Below are 17233 nucleotides of genomic sequence, written 5' to 3'. Positions count from 1 at the left end.
TGCACGCCGCCGCCCCACCGGGCCGGTGATCTTTCATTCGGACAGGGGCTGTCAGTACACCAGCGCCGCTTACGCCGCCCTGGCTGAACGGCTCGGGGTGCGGTTGTCGGTCGGACGCACCGGCCAGTGCTGGGACAACGCGCTGGCCGAGTCGTTCTTCGCCACGCTCAAGGGCGAGCTCCTCGACGCCCAGTCCTGGCCCACCCACGCTGCCGCCCGCAGCGCGATCTTCGAATTCATCGAGGGCTGGTACAACCTGCACCGCTTGCACAGCAGCCTGGGCTACCGTAGCCCCGCCGACTTCGAGGCCACCGCGGCCTGAACACCACAACGATGGTGTCCGTCAAAGCGGAACAAGCTCACCCGGACAGCAGACCGTGATGGCAAGGCCAGCAGCCACACACCACATCACGACACAACAGATGGCGGGCAGCGGGTCGTGATGGCTGTCATTGTCGTCATGTTGGTCCTCGTTCTCCTGGTGATCGCCGCCATCGCCATCCTGCTTGGGACCGCTGGGCTCGACTGAGCGTCACCTTCGTCAGCACGACGGGTGGCCGGCCAGGGTCCCTTTGCACCTCGGGGATGTCCATGGGCGCATGCCCCGATGACGGAACGGGATGGCGTGGATCGAGCCTGGGCATCAGCCAATAAGCCGCCCCTAGGAGGGCGGCCGTGCCGGCGATGGCCGTCAGCGCGACCAGCGCACGCCATTGGTAACCGTCGGTGGAATCGCCATGGGTGGAAGGGGTGCCCATCTGCATCTCGACGGCCGCGCAGTCTTCACAGTTGCCCGACTTTGTGGTGGCGCCATCGCCGTGGGAAGGGCCTGGCTCCGTTTCACGCGATTTGCTGACAGTGTCGGCGTCAGGGTCCGGTTGCCGTCTCGACCGTTCACCGCGCCGCGAACTTCTGCTCGTTCGGCCCTGCATTCCCTTTTGAACGCGATCACGTTGAGGGGCAATCCACCGCACGTCGTCACCGTCGTGGTCGCCCGCGTGGTCGCCCTCGTCGTCGTCATCATCATTGTCATCGTCGCCGTGATCGTCGCCGTGATCGTCATCGTCGTCGTCAGCCGCCGCGACGCCCATGACGCCAGGCATAGCCACTGGATAAGGCGTCTGCCCGGCCGGAGGCATCGGCGCTGCGGCGTACAGGAAGGCGGCTGCCACCGTCAGCAGTCGCCACCACGACCTTCGCCTCACCCCGTCCCCCTACCGCTCGGCTGGGTTCCAGCCTGGTGAGCGGTGGTTGGATCAGCGTGAGCCAACGATGAGAGAGTTCTCATCTCGGAGGAACTCCTGAGCGAGCTTGGCGATCCGGTACCTACTGCACTAGCGCCTGGTCATCGAAGTCACCCAGTCACCGAATGGTCGCCGTCGTGCAGCTCGGCCGCCCCCCGCGCGACGGCACTCAAGTCACGGAAGCGGCGTCGACGAGGGTCCCGTTGATCACCAGTAACGTGGTGCGCCACCTGCCCGGGGGCGCCTGAGGCGGATCGGCCGTGCGTTGACTCGCCTTCCACGGCTCGCCCGGGGAAATCGCCCAGAGCGCGGTTCCTGAGGGCTGACGGCAGTGTTCCGTGCGTCGGCGGGCGCGACGGGCGCCGGTGCATTCTGGGCGCCACGGGTGCCGGTGCGTCTTGAGCACGGACGTGCCCGTGCATCCTGGGCGCAACTGGCGCCGGTACGTCTTGAGCATGACGGGTGCCGGTGCGTCCTGAGCACGACGTGCCCGTGCATTCATTCTGGGCGCGACTGGCGCCGGTACGTCCTGGGCGTCACGGGTGTCGGTGCGTCCTGGGCGCGACAGGTGCCGGTGCGTTCTAATCGCGTCGGCTCGTTCTCCTGGCGGTTTCGTCCGTCCTGGACGTACTCGCGACCGGTGATTTGTTCTGGTGGCCGGGTCACATGGGTAGCAGGAACAGGCTCAGCGGTGTGCTGGCCACCGTGAGCGCGGTCGACAGTAGCAGCGTGCGTAGCGGGAGCGACGTTCTGGTGGGCGTGGTGAGCCGGTCGAGGCGGGCGTCGATGTCGCCCTCGGCACCGCCGAGCGTGCCCGCTGGGCTGGGGAGGCGGTCGCTGGCGCGGAAGCGGCGCAGCGCCGACGACAGGCTCGTACGGCCGTGCGCGCGGGCGGCGCGGTCGTCGGCCCGCATCTCCACCAGTGCCGCCACCTGCCGCCGCATCAGCCGTACGGCCGGAATCCAGGGGAATGCCCGCTCCAGCACGGTGAACGGGAGCAGCGCGAGATCGTGCCGTTCCTTCACGTGGGCGCGCTCGTGGGCGAGCACGGCGGCCAGTTCGTCGGCATGCAGCAGCCCGAGCGTGCCGGTGCTCAGCACGATCGTCGCCTGCCTGCCGGGCACGCAGTACGCGGCCACCGCCGGATGCTCGACCACCAGCGCCTCGTGCGCCCCCGGATCCGGGCGGGCCACCAGCCTCAGCAGCGTACGCTGCCGACGCCGCAGCCCGGCCAGCGCCCGGCAGGTCAGTCCGAACGCGGCCAGCAACCAGCCCGCCAGCCCCACCCCCGCCCCGACGGCCAGCAGGTGCCCGGCCGACATGCCCGCGGGCAGGCTCCCCGCCCACCCATCGGCGGCGAAGCGGGCCAGCGCGGGCACCACACCGAGCCGGTACGGGGACAGCCCGACGGCGAGGGCGACGCCCACGAGCGACATGATCGCCGTCAGCGCCACCGCCTGCCAGATCAGCACCCCGGTACGCGGTGCCCGCACGCTCCAGCGCGACCGGGCCATCACCGCTCCGGCGGCCCACGCCAGGGCCAGCGTGACAAGGTGATGGACGGCGTACGTCACGGCCGCTCCCGGGTCCGGTCCTGCGGCAGCGCCTCGCGCAGTGCCTCGGCCTCCTCCGCGGTGACCGAGCGGGCGAAGTGGCCCAGCGCCGCTATCCGGTCGCCGGTCTCCGACAGGGCCGACAACATCAGCTCCGCCACGTACGCCTCCCGCCCGGCGGCCGGTCGGTAGCGCCAGGTACGGCCGTCCTCAGTACGCTCGCGCAGCAGGAAGTCCTTGCGGACGAGGCGGTTCATGACCGTCATCACGGTGGTGTAGGCCAGGTCCCGGTCGCTCATCTGGTTGAGGACGTCGCGCACGGTCAGCCAGGAGCCGGTGCTCCACAGCACGTCCATGATGCGGCGTTCGAGATCACCCAGGCTGTTCACGCACTCTCCTCGACCGGATCCCGCACGGCGTGCAGGGCGAGCACCGCGGCCATCGCCAGCCCCGCCAGGATCGCCCCTGCCACATAGGGCAGCACCGCCCCGAGGTCGAACAATAGCCCAGCGGCGGCCGGTCCGAGGATGCGCCCGCCGGCCGCGGCGGACTGGCCCAGACCCAGCCGGGCTCCGCTCCGGTCGGCCGCTCCCGCTCCTGCCAGCAGGCTGTTCAGGGTGGGGGTGAGCAGGCCGTGTCCCGCCGACAGCAGGCACACCGCCACCACGGACCAGTCCTCGGGCGCAAGGGGGATCACCGGCAGGCACCCGGCCATCAGCGCCGCCCCGGCCGCCGCGACGCGGGCCTCCCCCCACTTGCGTGAGAGCAGGGCGACGGGGCCGGCCTGCACCGCCGCCATGGACAGTCCGGCGGCGGAAAGGATCAGGCCGATGGCGGCGGTGTCCCAGCCGTACCGGTCGTTGCCCAGGAAGGCCAGGGTGGTCTCCATCCCGACGAACGCCGTCATCGCCAGGAACACGGCCACGGCCACCAGCACCACCAGACGTCCGCCCACGCCACCACTCACGCCACCACCACCGCCCACGCCAGGCGGCGCGGCCTCACGACGTGACCGCTCCGGTGCGGGGCGCCGCGACCCGGCCGCGCGACGCGACGGCTCCGACCCAGGACACTGCGGTTCAGAATTGGGACACCATAGGCCCGGCCCAGGCTCTCGCATCTCAGCCCCCGGACGCGGCCGGTCCGGCTCAGGACCCCGCCGCTCGCACTCGGGACACGACCGGCCCGGCCCAAGATCCCTCACTTCGGTCCCCGGGCGCGACAGGTCCGGCCCAAGACCCCGCATCTCAGCTCCCGGCCACGGCCGGTTCGGCTCGGGGCGCGGCCGGTTGGGCTCGGGGAGCCATATCGCGGCGGCCACCAGGTTGGCCGCGGCCAGGGCGGCGGCGGCGTACGCGCTCGCCGCGAACCCCCACGGCGCGAGCAGCGCCCCCAGGGCCGGTCCCACCACGAAGGCCACGCCGATCGCCGCCCCCAGCTGGGCCATCGCGCCGGTACGCCGTTCGGCGGGCACCGTGTCGGCGACATAGGCATGGGCGACGGAGATGCTGCCTCCGCAGGCACCGGCCAGCAGCCGGCACGCCAGCAGCCAGGCCGGTGACCCGGCCGCCCCGGTCAACGCCAGCGAGACCGCCGACCCGGCGAGCGCCAGCAGCACCAGAGGGCGCCGGCCGTACCGGTCGGAGAGCCTTCCCAGCAGCGGCGCGCAGGCGAACTGGGCGATCGAGTAAGCGCTCATGACCAGGCCGAAGGCGGCCCCGTCGGCGCCCAACCGTGCGGCGAAGAACGGCAGCCCCGGCAGGATCACGGTGAAGCCCAGCAGATCGACGAACACCGTGGCGGAGATGACCACCTGCGCCGAGCGCCGCATCACGTCACCCTTCCGGTGTCCGGCACAACGGTATGAGTCACGCCAGCCCCTCCCAGATCTGCAGCAACCGCCCCGTCATCACGGCGATCGAGAACCCGGCCACCACCAGGACGGCCGAACCCCACCGGCTCCGTTCTGCCAAAGCCATGAGCACGGCGACCGGCGGGATCACCGCAGTGCCGAGGAGGTAGCCGAACAGCGGGACCTGGTCCCGTGGCCCGCCGCCCCCGATGACGGCCGCGATCGTCACGCCGCCCTGAACGAGCACCGCGACCTCCAGCACCGCGAACGCGATCAGCAGAATCATCCCCATCGGCCGGTCGCGGATCGCCGTGACGAGGCCGGCCACCGCCAGCAACGAACCCGAGCCGATCACCACGGCCGCGATCGCGTCGTTCACGAGACGCGCGGCGCCGAGGCGGCCGGACGTTCGACGCATCGTCCCCAGCGGCGTGCCGGAACGGCCACCGCTTCGTCCGCGAGCTCCATGCCAGTCCTCTCCTTCAGTTCCCCGGGCCTCGGGCGCGCACTTCTACTACAGCGTGTCATACTACGACCTGTAGCAGGCGGTCCCGGGAGCAGGCCGGAGTCAAACGACGGATCAGATGCGGGGCCAGTTGCGGAGCCAGTTACGGGGCCGGATCGAGCGGCGCCCTGACGTTCGCGTAACTCGCCGGGCACGTCACCGCCGTACGGGCACGGGGCCGCCGTACGGGGGCGGGGTCGAGGGGCCGTACGGCGGCATCAACCGATCGGCTGATGTCAGCTCCAGCGCGACGGGCGATGCCCGCCGGTGTGCGGCGGGAGATCCTCGGGGCATGGCGATCATCGAAGTCGACCGGCTGAGGAAGCCCTACGTCCACCCGGCTCGTCTCCCAGGTGCGGGCACCCGCGAACCACAGCCTGAGCAGCCGCGAACCACAGCCTGAGCAGCCGCGAGCGCGACGTGCTGCGCCTGGTCGTCAAGGGGTCCCACAACCGGGAGATCGCCGCGGTTCTGTTCATCAGTGAGGCCACCGTCAAGAGCCGCCTGACCCACATCTACGGCAAGCTCGGTGCCAAGGACCGCGCCGCCGCCGTCGCCGTCGCCTATGGCCGGGGCATCCTCCGCTGACAGCCACGAGATCGCCAGGTAACGCCTTCGCAGGCTGGGGCTTTACGGCTTCCGGCCGTCGGGGCGGGCGTGTCGCTCCCTCGCGGGCGGTAGGTAGTGATCGGGGACACGTGGGCTCGTGCGGGGGAAGTGAGCGATGGGCACCGACGGCAGGCGCTGGATCTTCGCCGATCAGCTCGGGGAGCACTTCCTCGACGCGGCCGGGCAGCCGGTGCTGCTGATCGAGTCGCGGGCCGTGCTGCGTCGCCGGCGGTTCCACCGGCAGAAGGCCCACCTGGTGCTCTCCGCGCTGCGGCACCGGGCGGCCGAGCTCGGCGACCGGGCCGTCTTCGTCCAGGGCGACACCTACGGCCAGGCCCTCGCCCGCGTACGGGAGCCGCTGACGGTGTGCCGGCCCACCTCGCACGCGGCGGCGGAGTTCGTCGCCGGGCTGCGGGACGTCACCGTGCTGGAGCCGCGCGGGTTCGCCAGCACGCAGGCCGAGTTCGCCAGGTGGGCGCGTGAGCGCGGGCGCGGGCGCCTGCTGATGGAGGACTTCTACCGGGACGCCAGGCGTCGGCTGGACGTGCTCATGGACGGGGACGAACCCGCCGGCGGACGGTGGAACTTCGACGCCGAGAACCGCCAGCCCCCTCCCCCGGGCGGGCTGAACGCCCCGCGCCCCTGGCGGCCCGTGGAGGACGAGATCGACGAGCGGGTCCGGCACGACCTCTCCCGGTGGGAACGCGCCGGGGACATGGCCTTCGTCGGTCGTGACGCGCCCCGCGCCTTCCCCGCCACCAGGGCCGAGGCCCTCGCCGCCCTGGACGACTTCACGGCCCACCGGCTGCCCCGCTTCGGCCCCCACCAGGACGCCATGCTCGCCGACGACCCGGTGATGGCGCACAGCCTCCTGTCCGCCGCGCTCAACCTCGGCCTGCTCGACCCCATGGAGTGCGTACGCGCCGCCGAGGCGGCCTATCACGCGGGCAGAGCGCCGCTGGCGAGCGTGGAGGGGTACGTCCGCCAGCTCATCGGCTGGCGCGACTACATCTGGCACCTGTACTGGCACCTGGGCCCCGCCTACCGAAAGGAGAACCGGCTGGCCGCCAGGGTCCGGCCGCCGGAGTGGTTCCGCGAGCTGGACGCCGGAGCGGTGCGGGCCCGCTGCCTGTCGTGGGCGCTGGAGCAGGTGCGCGACCACGGGTTCACCCACCACATCGTCCGCCTGATGGTGCTCGGCAACTACGCCCTCCAGCGTGGCTTCCGCCCCGGTGACCTGGCCGACTGGTTCCACCGCTGCTTCGTCGACGGCTACGACTGGGTGATGATCCCCAACGTCGTCGGCATGTCCCAGTACGCGGACGGCGGCACCCTGGCCACCAAGCCCTACGCGGCGGGCGGCGCCTACATCAACCGAATGAGCGACTTCTGCGGCGGCTGCGACTACCGTCCGGCCGAGCGCACCGGTGACGCGGCCTGCCCGTTCACCGCGGGCTACTGGTGGTTCCTGGCCCGCAACGAGCAGCGCCTCAAGGGCAACCACCGGGTGGCCGTCCAGCTCAGGAACCTGCACCGGCTCTCCGACCTCGACGAGGTGTGCGCCCGCGAACAGGACCGCGGCACCGACCCGCCCTGACGCGGGCCGCCTGGACCGCCCGCGGCCGGGGTCGCGGAACCACCGTTATTCCTCCGTGCGCATTCCCCCCAAAACCCCTATGGCCACCTTGAGTCACAGCAAATCCCTGCTTACCTTGAAGATCCAGCCTTCCTGACCTCCGTGGACCATCCGGCGCCGGAGAGGATGTCATGCGCCACCTGACCGTCTTCGACCTCGACGGCACCCTCGTCGACACCCCTCGCGCCATCGTGGAGACCTTCACCGCGGCGTTCGGGGCGCTCGGGGTCACGGCACCGGAGGCGGCGGCCGTCCGCGCCACGATCGGGCTCCCACTCGAACGGGCCTTCGGCGGCCTGCTCGGCCTCTCGCCGGACGACGAGCTGGTGACCGGCGGCGTCCGGCACTACCAACGGCTGTTCAGGGAGCTCATCCTGCCGCGCTCCCGTGAGCTGGTCTTCCCCGGCGTCGCCGACGGGCTGGACGAGCTGCGTGCCCAGGGGATCGGCCTGGCCGTCGCCACCAGCAAGGTCCACGCCAGCGCCGAGGCGCTGCTCCGGGCGGCCGGGCTGCGCGACCGGTTCGAGCTGGTGGTGGGCGCGGACCAGGTCACCCGGCCCAAACCGGATCCGGAGTCGGCCCTGCTGGTCCTGCGGACGCTCGGGGTGGCGCCGGAACACGCGGTGATGGTGGGCGACACCGTGCACGACCTCCACCTGGCGAACGCCGCCGGGATGCGCTCGATCGCCGTCACGTACGGCGTGCAGGGCCCCGCCGAGCTGGCCGTGGCCGCGCCCACGTGGTTCGCCGGCACGTTCGGCGAGGTCGTCGCCCTGCTCGGCGCGAACCTCCGCGACGCCACCGAGGAGCTGGCGGGATGACGGGGCGCGCGCTCGACTGGCTGCTCGCGCTCGCGGGCGGCGTGCTGCTCACGCTGATGACCCAGTCCAACGCCGTGCTCGCCCGGCACACCGACGCGCTGTACGCCTCCTGGGCCGCGCACGGGCTCGGGGCGGTGGTCGCCCTGCTGCTGGTGCTGGCGCTCGCCCGCCGCAAGCCGGCGCCCACGCACGGGGCACAGGACGGAGGCGGGGCGCCGCTCTGGTACTACCTGGGCGGCATCCCCGGCGCGCTCGTCGTCGTGCTGTCGGCGGTCGCGGTCAACAGCGAGCTGGCCCTGGCCGGCACCATCGCCCTGATGCTCACCGGCCAGATGGTCTTCGGCACCTTCTCCGACCACCTCGGCCTGCTGCACACCCCCAGGCGCCGCATCACGGCCACGGACCTGGCGGGCGCCGGGTGCGTGCTCGCGGGCAGCGTGCTCATCGTGCTCGGCGGAGCGTGACGAGTGGACCCCCTCGACGTGCCCGCCGGAGAGTGACCCCGTGCTGTTCTTCGTCATCCTCGCGCTGGTCAACGGGGTGCTCATCGGCGCGAGCCGGGCCATCAACGGCCGGCTCAGCACCCGGACCGGCGCGTTCAGGGCCTCGGTGTGGAACCACGTGGTGGGCTTCGCCTTCCTGACGGCGGTCCTGCTCGTCCTGCGGACCTGGCCGGACCTCACGGACGTGCCCGTCGCCGCCTACGCGGGCGGGGTGTTCGGCGCGCTGTTCGTGGCGGTCAACAGCCATGTGTTCCCGAGGCTGGGCACGATGAGCGCGACCTTACTCGTGATCAGCGGGCAGGTGCTGTCCGCCGTGGTGATCGACTGCGTCCAACAGCGCACGCTGCCCGCGCCGATCCGGCTCGCCGGTGTGGCTCTCGTGCTCCTGGGGCTCAGCCTGCCCCGTGTCAAGGCCCGTCTCCGGCAGAAGGAGCTCCGCAGGTGCCCGACCGAAGAGAAGTGATCGACCGGCTGCTCGACGACCGCACGTACCACATCGAGTTCAACGGCCATCTCACCAACCATGTCAAGCACGCCGTCGTGGCCCTGGCCGGGCTGGGCGTGCCGGCCGCCGGCCTCCAGGCGTACTACGACGCGTACGCGAAGCTGACCTCGTACGGGTTCGGCCTGGAGCCGCCGAAACCGGACCTGCATCACATCACGGAGCAGAACTGGCGGGCCCACCTGGGGCAGCGCACCAGTTTCTGGTCCTACTGCGACTTCTTCGACCGGCGCGAGCGGGAGCTCGGCCTCGACGAGGTCCTGCGCCGCTACGTGCCCGAGTTGCTGCCCGGCTGGACCGGCTCGTTCACGCACGCCACCATCCACCTCGGCTGGGCGCTGGACGCCGGGCACCGGTGGATGTCCATCGAGGGCCTGGCCTACATGGCCTTCTCCTACGCGACCTGCCACCCCGAGCGGGCGGTCACGCCGGGCGCCGCCGACCCGTCGCCGGTGGACTCGCTGCTGCGGCTGGCCGGGACCTGGGACGAGAACCGCGACGAGCTCGCGCACTGGGTGGCCGGGATCCTCGCCGACACCTCGCCCGTCGAGCGCGGCGAGATCCATCCCGAACTGCTCCGCTCCGGCCTGCAGTTCCGCATCGCCCGCACGCTGAGCGAGGGGCACGCCCTCTTCTACGACACACCCGCGTGGACCGGGGACGACGACTGGGAGCCGCTGTACTACGCGGTCACCCTGCTCTATCTGTCGCAGCCCGGTGACTTCGTGCTGCTGCACCTGATCACCTCGCTGCACGCGGTGGAGCAGATCGCCCTGCGCCTGCCCGCCGACCGGCGACGCCTCGCCGTCGTCTGCTTCTGGATCGGGCTGCTCGGCACCGTCTTCTCCGGCGGCGGCCTCCCCCGCCGCGACAAGCTCGCCGCGCTGCACCGGCTCTTCTCCGCCGCCGTCGACGACGGGCCGCGCGAGGAGGACTGGGATGCGGTCGTCGGCCGGGCCGTCCTGGAAGAGGAGGAGCACAATCCCAAACTCGTCTACGTGCTGCGCCGGGTGTGGGAGCGCAGCGGGCGCCGCTCGATCTACCGGGTCGCCGCGGGCCAGTTCACCGCCACACCGGAGCTTCCGCCCTCGTTCGAAGAGCCGCCCACCGCCTGACGGGACCCGCCATGTCCGCTGAGCACAACCTTCACCTGCTTCCGCAGACCCGCCAGCTCCGCGCCCTGCACACGATCGTGCGCGACCGGACCGCCGGGCTCGATTCCTTCGTCCTGCACTCCCGCCGGATCATCCGCCTCCTGCTGGAGGCCGGGCTGGACCAGCTCCCCTTCGCCGAACACCAGGTGACCACGCCGGTGGGCGCCACCTACCAGGGGCTGAGACACACCGCGGACCTGTGCGCGGTGGCCGTGGTGAGGGCCGGGGAGAGCATGGAGGCCGAGTTACGCGAGCTCCTGCCCGGCATCCGCATCGGCAAGATCCTCATCCAGCGTGACAAGCAGTCCAAGCTCCCCCACCTGTACTACTCGAACCTGCCCCCGGGCATCGCCGACGGCCACGTCCTGCTGATGGAGCCCATGCTGGCCACCGGCGGCTCCGCGAACGCCGCCATCGACGTGCTGCTCAAGGCCGGCGTGCGGGAGGAGCGCATCGTGCTCATCGACTTCATCGCCGCGCCCGAGGGCATCCGCGCCGTCACCGAGGCGCACCCGCGCGTCAAGATCGTCGTCTCCTCGATCGAGGAGCGGCTGAACGAGAACGCCTTCATGGTCCCCGGCATCGGCGACTTCGGCGACCGCTACTTCGGCACCACCCACCCGGGGGCATGATGATCATCACTCCCTCCGTCAGGCCGGTCGGGCTCCGCCCGCCGGTCGGCGTGAAAGCCTGCCTGCCCGACCTCCTGCTCCAGCAGGCCGAGAGCCGGCCCGACACCGTGGCGGTCACGGGCGCCGGCGGCAGCCTCACCTACCGCGAGTTCGTACGCGCCGCCGGCCGGCTGGCGGCCCTGCTCCACGACCTGTCGATCGGCGCGGACGACTGCGTCGGCCTGTACGCCGAGCCGTCGGCCGACCTGCTGACCGGCGCCTGGGGGATCCTCCTGGCAGGGGCCGCGTACCTGCCGCTGTCGCCCGACTACCCACGCGACCGCGTCCGCTTCATGATCGAGGACAGCCGGGCCGCGGTCGTCATCGCCCAGGACCACCTCGTCCGCGAGTTGTCGGAGCTGGTCCCGCCGGGCACGCGGGTCGTCGGTCTCGGCGAGGCCGGCCAGGACCGGTGGCCGGAGGAGGCGGCCTGGCGGCCCCGATCGCTCGCGTACGTGATCTACACCTCGGGCAGCACCGGCCGGCCCAAGGGCGTGATGATCGAGCATCACAGCATCGCCTCCCAGATGCGCTGGATGCACACCTGCGGGCACGTCGGGCCGCGCACCACGATCCTGCAGAAGACCCCGGCGAGCTTCGACGCCGCCCAGTGGGAGATCCTGGCCCCGGCCTTCGGCGCGCGGGTGGTCACGGCCCCGGTGGGCGGCCACCGCGACCCGGAGGCGCTCATCGACGCCATGGTCGCGTACGACGTCACCACGCTCCAGTGCGTGCCGACGCTGCTCGAAGCGCTCATCGACACCGGCGGCCTGACCCGCTGCGCCGCGCTCACCCGGGTCTTCTCCGGCGGCGAGGCCCTGCCCAGGCGGCTGGTCACGCAGTTCTTCGGCACGCTGCCCGGCACGTCCCTGATCAACCTGTACGGCCCCACCGAGTGCACGATCAACGCCACCGCGCACGTCATCAACCCCGAGACGGCCGCCCAGGGCAACGAGACGCTCCCCATCGGCGTGCCGGTGGACAACACCCACTGCTTCGTCCTGGACGAGAACCTCGCCCCGGTGGACATCGGGGAAACCGGCGAGCTGTACATCGGCGGCGCCCAGCTCGCCCGGGGCTACCTGAACCGGCCCGAGCAGACCAGGGAGCGGTTCATCCCCTCGCCGTTCATCCCGACCCAGCGGCTCTACCGCACCGGCGACCTGGCGTACTGGAACCCCGACGGCACCCTCCAGTTCGCCGGCCGCGCGGACGACCAGGTCAAGTTACGCGGCCACCGGATCGAGCTGGGCGAGGTGGCCAGGGCCGCCGAGCGGCACAGCTGGGTACGGCGGGCGGCGGCCGTCGTCGTGACCGACGAGCGGACCCAGGCGCCGCAGCTGGTGGTGTGCGCCGAGCTGAACCCGCAGGAAGCCGCCCTGATGGACCAGAGCCACGGCTCGGCCCACCACATGTCCAAGGCCGACCGGCGGCAGGTGCGGGCGCAGCTCGCCGACGCGGGCCTGCGGCCGGACCTGGCCGGGCTGGAGGCGGTGCCGCTGCCGGACCGGCAGGAGCCGCCCGAGCTGCGACAGGCGGCCTTCGCCCGCAAGACCTACCGGTTCTACGAGGGCGGATCGGTCAACCGCGGGCACCTGCTGGCGCTGCTCGCCTGCTCCGGGCCGGCCGGGGCGGGCGCTCGCGACCTCGACGGGCTCTCCTTCGGCGAGCTCGGGCGGATCCTGCGCTGGTTCGGCCAGTTCCGCAGCGACCAGCGGCTGCTGCCCAAGTACGCCTACGCTTCACCGGGCGCCCTGTACGCGACCCAGCTCTACGTCGAGACCGCGGGCATGACCGGCCTGGCGGCGGGACTGTACTACTACCATCCCGTGGACCACTCCCTGGTCCGGCTCGGCCCGGCCCGGCTGCCCGAGGGGAGGCGCCTGCTGGTGCACCTGTCCGGCAGGCGGGCGGCGATCGAGCCGGTCTACCGGGAGAACGTGCACGAGGTCCTCGAATTCGAGGCCGGCCACATGCTGGGCGTCTTCGAGGACGTGCTGCCCGGGTACGGGCTGGACATCCGGCCGGTGGACCGCATCGCCTCCGTCCGGGAGCGGCTGAACGTCGAGCCCGGCGACCACTACGTCGGCACGTTCGAGATCGGGCCGCGCGACGGCTCGCCCCGCGCCGACGACGTCGAGGTCTTTGTGCAGGCGCACCCCGGCCGCGTGACGGGCCTGCCGGCGGGCTGGTACCGGCACCACGACGGCGCTCTGGAGCCGGTCTCCGGCGAGCTCGTCCTGCGCCGGCACGTCGTGGCGATCAACCAGCAGGTGTACGACCGCGCCTCCTTCGGCGTCGCCCTGCTGGCCAGGGGCACGCGGCCGTGGCTGGCGTACGTGGTGCTGGGGGCCCGGCTGCACCACCTGCAGCGCAACGGCCTCGGCCTGGGCCTGATGTCGTCGGGATACAGCTCGAAGAGCGGCCACCCGATGCCCGCGGCGCGGCGCGTGGAGCAGATCCTGGAAGGCGCGGGACTGGCCGCCCCGCAGGCGATGTACTTCGCCCTGGGCGGCCGGGTCAGCGCCGAGCAGGTCGCGGGCGAGGACATGCGCGAGGACGCGGTGCACATGAAGGGCCCCGCCGAGTTGATCAAGGAGGAGCTGGCCCGGCTGCTGCCCGACTACATGCTGCCCAACCGGGTGCTGCTCGTGGACGCGCTGCCGCTCACGGCGAACGGCAAGGTGGACGCCGCCGAGCTGCGGACCCGGGCCCGCCCGCGCCCGGCCGGTCCATACACGGCGCCCGCCACCAGGACCGAGCGCTGGCTGGCCGGGGCGTGGGGGAAGGTGCTGAAGTACGAGAGGGTGTCGGCGACGGACGACTTCTTCGTCGCCGGCGGCAACTCGCTGACCGCGATGGCGCTGATCAACCGCGTCAACCGGGAGTTCGGCACGCGGATGCCGTTCCAGGTGCTGTTCGAGTCCCCGACGCTGATCGAGCTGGCGGCGCGCATCGACGGCAAACGGGCGGCGCCGTCCTCGCGGCTGGTGTCGCTGGGGCACGTCGCGGAGGGCCGGCCGGTGTTCTGCTGGCCCGGGCTCGGCGGCTACCCGATGAACCTGCGCCTGCTGGCCCGCCACAGCACACACGACCGGCCGTTCTACGGCATCCAGGCGTACGGGCTGAACCCCGGCGAGGAGCCCTACCCGTCGATCGGCGAGATGGCCGCCGCCGACGTGGCCGAGATCCGGCGCGTCCAGCCGGAGGGGCCGTACACGTTGTGGGGGTACTCCTTCGGCGCGCGCGTCGCCTTCGAGACGGCCAGGCAGCTGGAAGCGGCCGGCGAGCGGGTGGACGGGGTCGTGCTGATGTGCCCCGGCAATCCCAGGGTGGCGGCCGGGCCCCGGGAGCGCGAGGCGTCGTACGCCAACCCCGAGTACGTGACGATCCTGCACTCCGTCTTCACCGGCACGGTCTCCGGCCCCGGCCTGGAGCGCTGCCTGGCGGTGGCCGAGGACGAGGAGAGCTTCACCGGCTTCGTGCACCACCTGCTGCCCGCGCTGGACCGGCCGCTGATCCGCCGGATCGCCCGCCTGGTGGCCAGGACCTACGCCTTCCCGTACACGTTCGGCGGCCTGGCCGCGCCGGTGACCGTCATCACGGCCGCTGGGGACCACCAGCCGGACGTCGGCGGAACGGTGATCGAGCTGGCCGCCGACCACTACGGCGCGCTCAGGGAGCCCGGCGTCGCCGAACTGGCCCGGGCCGTCCGCACGACCATGAAGGAGTTGTGATGCCGCACATCACCATCCAGCACTTCCCGCTCGACCTCGGCCCGGAGCAGCGGCGGCGCCTGGCCGACACGCTGACCGCGCTCGTCGTGGAGCAGTTCGGCACCTACGAGGGGGCCGTGTCGATCGCGCTCGAACCGGTGGAGCCGGGTGACTGGACCGCCACCGTGTACGAGCCGCGGATCGCCGGCCGGCCCGACGAGCTGATCAAGACTCCGGAGTACCGCAGTTGAGCGGCATCCCCCTGGTGGTCGCCGAGGAGGTGGCCGAGGCGCTGGCCGGCGGGCGGGCTGTGGTGGCGCTGGAGTCGAACGTGATCACGCACGGCCTGCCGTACCCGGACAACGCCGCCACCGCCGCCAAGGTGGAGGCCGCGGTCAGGGCCGGCGGGGCGGTGCCGGCGACGATCGGGGTGGACGGGGGCCGGCTGCTGATCGGCATGGGCGCGGCCGACATCGAGCGGTTCGCCTCGACCGCCGGGATCCCGAAGGTCAGCAGCAGGGACCTGCCGGTGGTGCTGGCGCGGGGCGGGCTCGGCGCCACCACCGTGGCCTCCTCCCTCGTCGCCGCCGCGCTCGCGGGCATCCCGTTCTTCGCCTCCGCGGGCATCGGCGGCGTGCACCGGGGCGCGCAGGCCACGATGGACGTCTCGGCCGACCTCGTCCAGTTCACCCGCTCGAAGGTGGCGGTGGTCTGCGCCGGGGCCAAGAACATCCTCGATCTCGGGCTGACGCTGGAGTACCTGGAGACGCAGGGCGTGCCGCTGGTGTCGTACCGGTCGGACGACTTCCCGGCCTTCTACTGCGCCTCCAGCGGCCTGCGCAGCCCGCACCGCGTCGACGAGCCCGAGGTCATCGCCCGCGTCGTCGAGAACCACTGGGCGGCGGGCAACGAGGGCGCCGTGGTCATCACCACCCCGCCCCGGGCCGAGGACGCGGTGGACTCCGCCGTGGCCGAGGCGGCCGTGCGGGAGGCGCTGGCCGCCGCCGAGCGGGACGGCGTCACGGGCAACGCCATCACGAAATACCTGATGCGGGCCGTGGACGAGGTCACCGGCGGGCGTACCGCGCAGGCGAACATGGCGGTGCTCATCAGCACGGCCGAGGTCGGTGGCGTGCTCGCGGACGCCCACGCCCGCCACCGCGCCTCCGGGGATCCCGACTGAGACAATGCCCACATTTCTGGTAGTAATAGTCGACAGGGCCAGGAGCCGGGGCGGGCTATAACATAGCTCCATGTCACAGCCCGCCCCGACGCTCTCTCCCGGCTCAGTCGGCACGGTCGAGACGCAGTATCTCGACCTGCCACGACCGATCCGGCTCGACTGCGGGCGGGAGTTGCACCCCGTCCGTGTGGCGTACGAGACCTACGGCGTCCTCTCACCCGCGCGCGACAACGTCATCCTGGTCTGCCACGCGCTCAGCGGCGACGCCCACGCCGCGGGGTTCGCGAAGGCGCCGCCCGAGGAGAGCACGCGCGACGGGTTCGGATCCGAGGACCGCGACGGCGTGAGCCGCAAGGGGCTCGGCTGGTGGGACGGGATGATCGGCCCCGGCAAGGCATTCGACACCGACCGCTACTTCGTCGTCTCCACCAACCTGCTCGGCGGCTGCCGTGGCACGACGGGGCCGTCCTCGATCGATCCGGCGACGGGCCGTCCCTACGGGCCCGACTTCCCCGTGATCACGGTCTCCGACATGGTGCGGACCCAGCGCGCGTTCCTTGACGAGCTGGGCATCGAACGGCTCGCGGCGGTGGCCGGGGGCTCGCTCGGCGGGATGCAGGCGATGGAGTGGGCGATCCTGTTCCCCGACCAGGTCGACGCCGTCGTGTCGATCGCCAGCACGCACGCCCTCCACCCCCAGGGGGTGGCCTGGAACGCGATCGCGCGAGAGGCGATCATGCGCGACCCGGCCTGGCAGGGCGGCCGCTACCACGGCACGGGCAGCGCGCCCGACGCCGGCATGGGCGTGGCGCGGATGGTCGGCCACGTCACCTACCTGTCCGCGCCCGCGCTGACCGAGAAGTTCGGCCGGCGCCTGCAGTTCGCCGACGACATCCGCTACACGATCGACAAGCCGGAGTTCGAGGTGGAGAGCTATCTGCGCCACCAGGCCGACTCGTTCGTCAAGCGCTTCGACGCCAACACCTACCTCTACACCTCACGCGCGCTGACGTATTTCGACCTCGCACGGCAGCACGGCGGCGGATCGCTCGCGCGGGCGCTCGAAGGCGTCTCCGCGCGGACGCTGCTGATCGCGTTCAGCTCCGACTGGCTCTACCCGCCCGCCGCGTCGGAGGAGATCGAGGAGGCGCTCAAGAGCCTCGGCAAGCCGGTCGAGTCCCACGTGATCGAGGCGATGTACGGCCACGACTGCTTCTTGCTGGAGGAAGCGCGGCAGACTCCCATCATCCGCCGGTTCCTGGCCCAAGACGGGCCCGCATGACA

At 72.0% G+C, this 17233-nt stretch carries 17 protein-coding genes; 13 read left to right on the top strand and 4 right to left on the bottom strand.

Annotation, left to right across the window (positions count from 1 at the left end):
• Positions 1-322, top strand: a 322-nt coding sequence (locus tag BLS95_RS03210; protein WP_143043565.1) for an integrase core domain-containing protein, incomplete at its 5' end; no start/stop codon positions are given.
• Positions 323-938: 616 nt separating this feature from the next.
• Complete coding sequence (locus tag BLS95_RS53890) at positions 939-1244, top strand: hypothetical protein (RefSeq protein ID WP_143043564.1); 306 nt, start codon at positions 939-941, stop codon at positions 1242-1244.
• A gap of 662 nt (positions 1245-1906) precedes the next feature.
• Here the strand turns inward: BLS95_RS53890 and BLS95_RS03200 are convergent.
• The 4 genes from BLS95_RS03200 to BLS95_RS03185 are packed head-to-tail and all read right to left on the bottom strand — an operon-like array spanning position 1907 to position 5067.
• Complete coding sequence (locus BLS95_RS03200) at positions 1907-2818, bottom strand: M56 family metallopeptidase (RefSeq protein WP_090928992.1); 912 nt, start codon at positions 2816-2818, stop codon at positions 1907-1909.
• The gene (locus BLS95_RS03195; protein ID WP_090928989.1) at positions 2815-3186 is read right to left on the bottom strand and encodes a BlaI/MecI/CopY family transcriptional regulator; all 372 of its coding nucleotides are present in this window, start codon (positions 3184-3186) and stop codon (positions 2815-2817) included. Before BLS95_RS03195 ends, BLS95_RS03200 begins: the two co-directional genes overlap by 4 nt.
• On the bottom strand, positions 3183-4628 hold the full coding sequence (locus tag BLS95_RS03190; RefSeq protein WP_090928986.1) for an MFS transporter: 1446 nt from the start codon (positions 4626-4628) through the stop codon (positions 3183-3185). Before BLS95_RS03190 ends, BLS95_RS03195 begins: the two co-directional genes overlap by 4 nt.
• Before the next feature lie 37 nt (positions 4629-4665).
• Positions 4666-5067: a hypothetical protein gene (locus BLS95_RS03185; RefSeq protein ID WP_245764787.1), complete on the bottom strand. Its 402-nt coding sequence runs from the start codon at positions 5065-5067 to the stop codon at positions 4666-4668.
• 507 nt (positions 5068-5574) lie between these two features.
• Here BLS95_RS03185 and BLS95_RS03180 point away from each other — a divergent pair.
• From BLS95_RS03180 to metX, 11 genes are all read left to right on the top strand, one after another.
• Positions 5575-5742 carry a response regulator transcription factor gene (locus tag BLS95_RS03180; RefSeq protein WP_425434682.1) on the top strand — a complete coding sequence of 56 codons (168 nt, stop codon included), beginning with the start codon at positions 5575-5577 and terminating at the stop codon, positions 5740-5742.
• A gap of 136 nt (positions 5743-5878) precedes the next feature.
• Positions 5879-7360 (top strand): cryptochrome/photolyase family protein, encoded by a 1482-nt coding sequence (locus BLS95_RS03175; RefSeq protein ID WP_090928977.1) that lies wholly within the window; start codon positions 5879-5881, stop codon positions 7358-7360.
• 170 nt (positions 7361-7530) lie between these two features.
• A complete protein-coding gene (locus BLS95_RS03170; protein WP_090928974.1) occupies positions 7531-8220 on the top strand; it encodes an HAD family hydrolase in 690 nt (229 codons plus the stop codon).
• On the top strand, positions 8217-8684 hold the full coding sequence (locus tag BLS95_RS03165) for a DMT family transporter (protein WP_090928971.1): 468 nt from the start codon (positions 8217-8219) through the stop codon (positions 8682-8684). Before BLS95_RS03170 ends, BLS95_RS03165 begins: the two co-directional genes overlap by 4 nt.
• 40 nt (positions 8685-8724) lie before the next feature.
• Positions 8725-9186, top strand: a complete 462-nt coding sequence (locus BLS95_RS03160; protein WP_090928968.1) for a DMT family transporter — start codon at positions 8725-8727, stop codon at positions 9184-9186.
• Positions 9165-10340, top strand: a complete 1176-nt coding sequence (locus BLS95_RS03155; protein WP_090928965.1) for a questin oxidase family protein — start codon at positions 9165-9167, stop codon at positions 10338-10340. The genes BLS95_RS03160 and BLS95_RS03155 overlap by 22 nt, the downstream gene beginning before the upstream one ends.
• Before the next feature lie 11 nt (positions 10341-10351).
• Positions 10352-11011, top strand: coding sequence for a uracil phosphoribosyltransferase (upp, locus tag BLS95_RS03150; RefSeq protein ID WP_090928962.1), 660 nt, complete (start codon positions 10352-10354; stop codon positions 11009-11011).
• Positions 11008-14787 (top strand): non-ribosomal peptide synthetase family protein, encoded by a 3780-nt coding sequence (locus BLS95_RS03145; protein WP_218135561.1) that lies wholly within the window; start codon positions 11008-11010, stop codon positions 14785-14787. Before upp ends, BLS95_RS03145 begins: the two co-directional genes overlap by 4 nt.
• Complete coding sequence (locus BLS95_RS03140; RefSeq protein ID WP_090928956.1) at positions 14787-15017, top strand: tautomerase family protein; 231 nt, start codon at positions 14787-14789, stop codon at positions 15015-15017. Before BLS95_RS03145 ends, BLS95_RS03140 begins: the two co-directional genes overlap by 1 nt.
• Entirely contained in the window at positions 15014-15949 is a 936-nt protein-coding gene (locus BLS95_RS03135) for a pseudouridine-5'-phosphate glycosidase (protein WP_090928954.1), read from the top strand. The genes BLS95_RS03140 and BLS95_RS03135 overlap by 4 nt, the downstream gene beginning before the upstream one ends.
• A gap of 70 nt (positions 15950-16019) precedes the next feature.
• Entirely contained in the window at positions 16020-17231 is a 1212-nt protein-coding gene (gene metX, locus BLS95_RS03130; RefSeq protein WP_090928951.1) for a homoserine O-acetyltransferase MetX, read from the top strand.
• Positions 17232-17233 lie beyond the last annotated feature (2 nt).

Source organism: Nonomuraea jiangxiensis (assembly GCF_900099965.1).
Classification (GTDB): domain Bacteria; phylum Actinomycetota; class Actinomycetes; order Streptosporangiales; family Streptosporangiaceae; genus Nonomuraea; species Nonomuraea jiangxiensis.
Note: the sequence above shows the minus strand (reverse complement) of the source record. Positions and strands in the feature narration are given on the sequence as shown.

What these genes read in the sequence shown, in the direction of transcription:
- BLS95_RS03190 (WP_090928986.1), bottom strand. Translation starts at nt 4,628, where the DNA reads ATGCGGCGCTCGGCGCAGGTGGTCATCTCCGCCACGGTGTTCGTCGAT.
- BLS95_RS03185 (WP_245764787.1), bottom strand. Translation starts at nt 5,067, where the DNA reads ATGCGTCGAACGTCCGGCCGCCTCGGCGCCGCGCGTCTCGTGAACGAC.
- BLS95_RS03175 (WP_090928977.1), top strand. Translation starts at nt 5,879, where the DNA reads ATGGGCACCGACGGCAGGCGCTGGATCTTCGCCGATCAGCTCGGGGAG.
- BLS95_RS03170 (WP_090928974.1), top strand. Translation starts at nt 7,531, where the DNA reads ATGCGCCACCTGACCGTCTTCGACCTCGACGGCACCCTCGTCGACACC.
- BLS95_RS03165 (WP_090928971.1), top strand. Translation starts at nt 8,217, where the DNA reads ATGACGGGGCGCGCGCTCGACTGGCTGCTCGCGCTCGCGGGCGGCGTG.
- upp (WP_090928962.1), top strand. Translation starts at nt 10,352, where the DNA reads ATGTCCGCTGAGCACAACCTTCACCTGCTTCCGCAGACCCGCCAGCTC.
- BLS95_RS03145 (WP_218135561.1), top strand. Translation starts at nt 11,008, where the DNA reads ATGATGATCATCACTCCCTCCGTCAGGCCGGTCGGGCTCCGCCCGCCG.
- BLS95_RS03140 (WP_090928956.1), top strand. Translation starts at nt 14,787, where the DNA reads ATGCCGCACATCACCATCCAGCACTTCCCGCTCGACCTCGGCCCGGAG.
- metX (WP_090928951.1), top strand. Translation starts at nt 16,020, where the DNA reads ATGTCACAGCCCGCCCCGACGCTCTCTCCCGGCTCAGTCGGCACGGTC.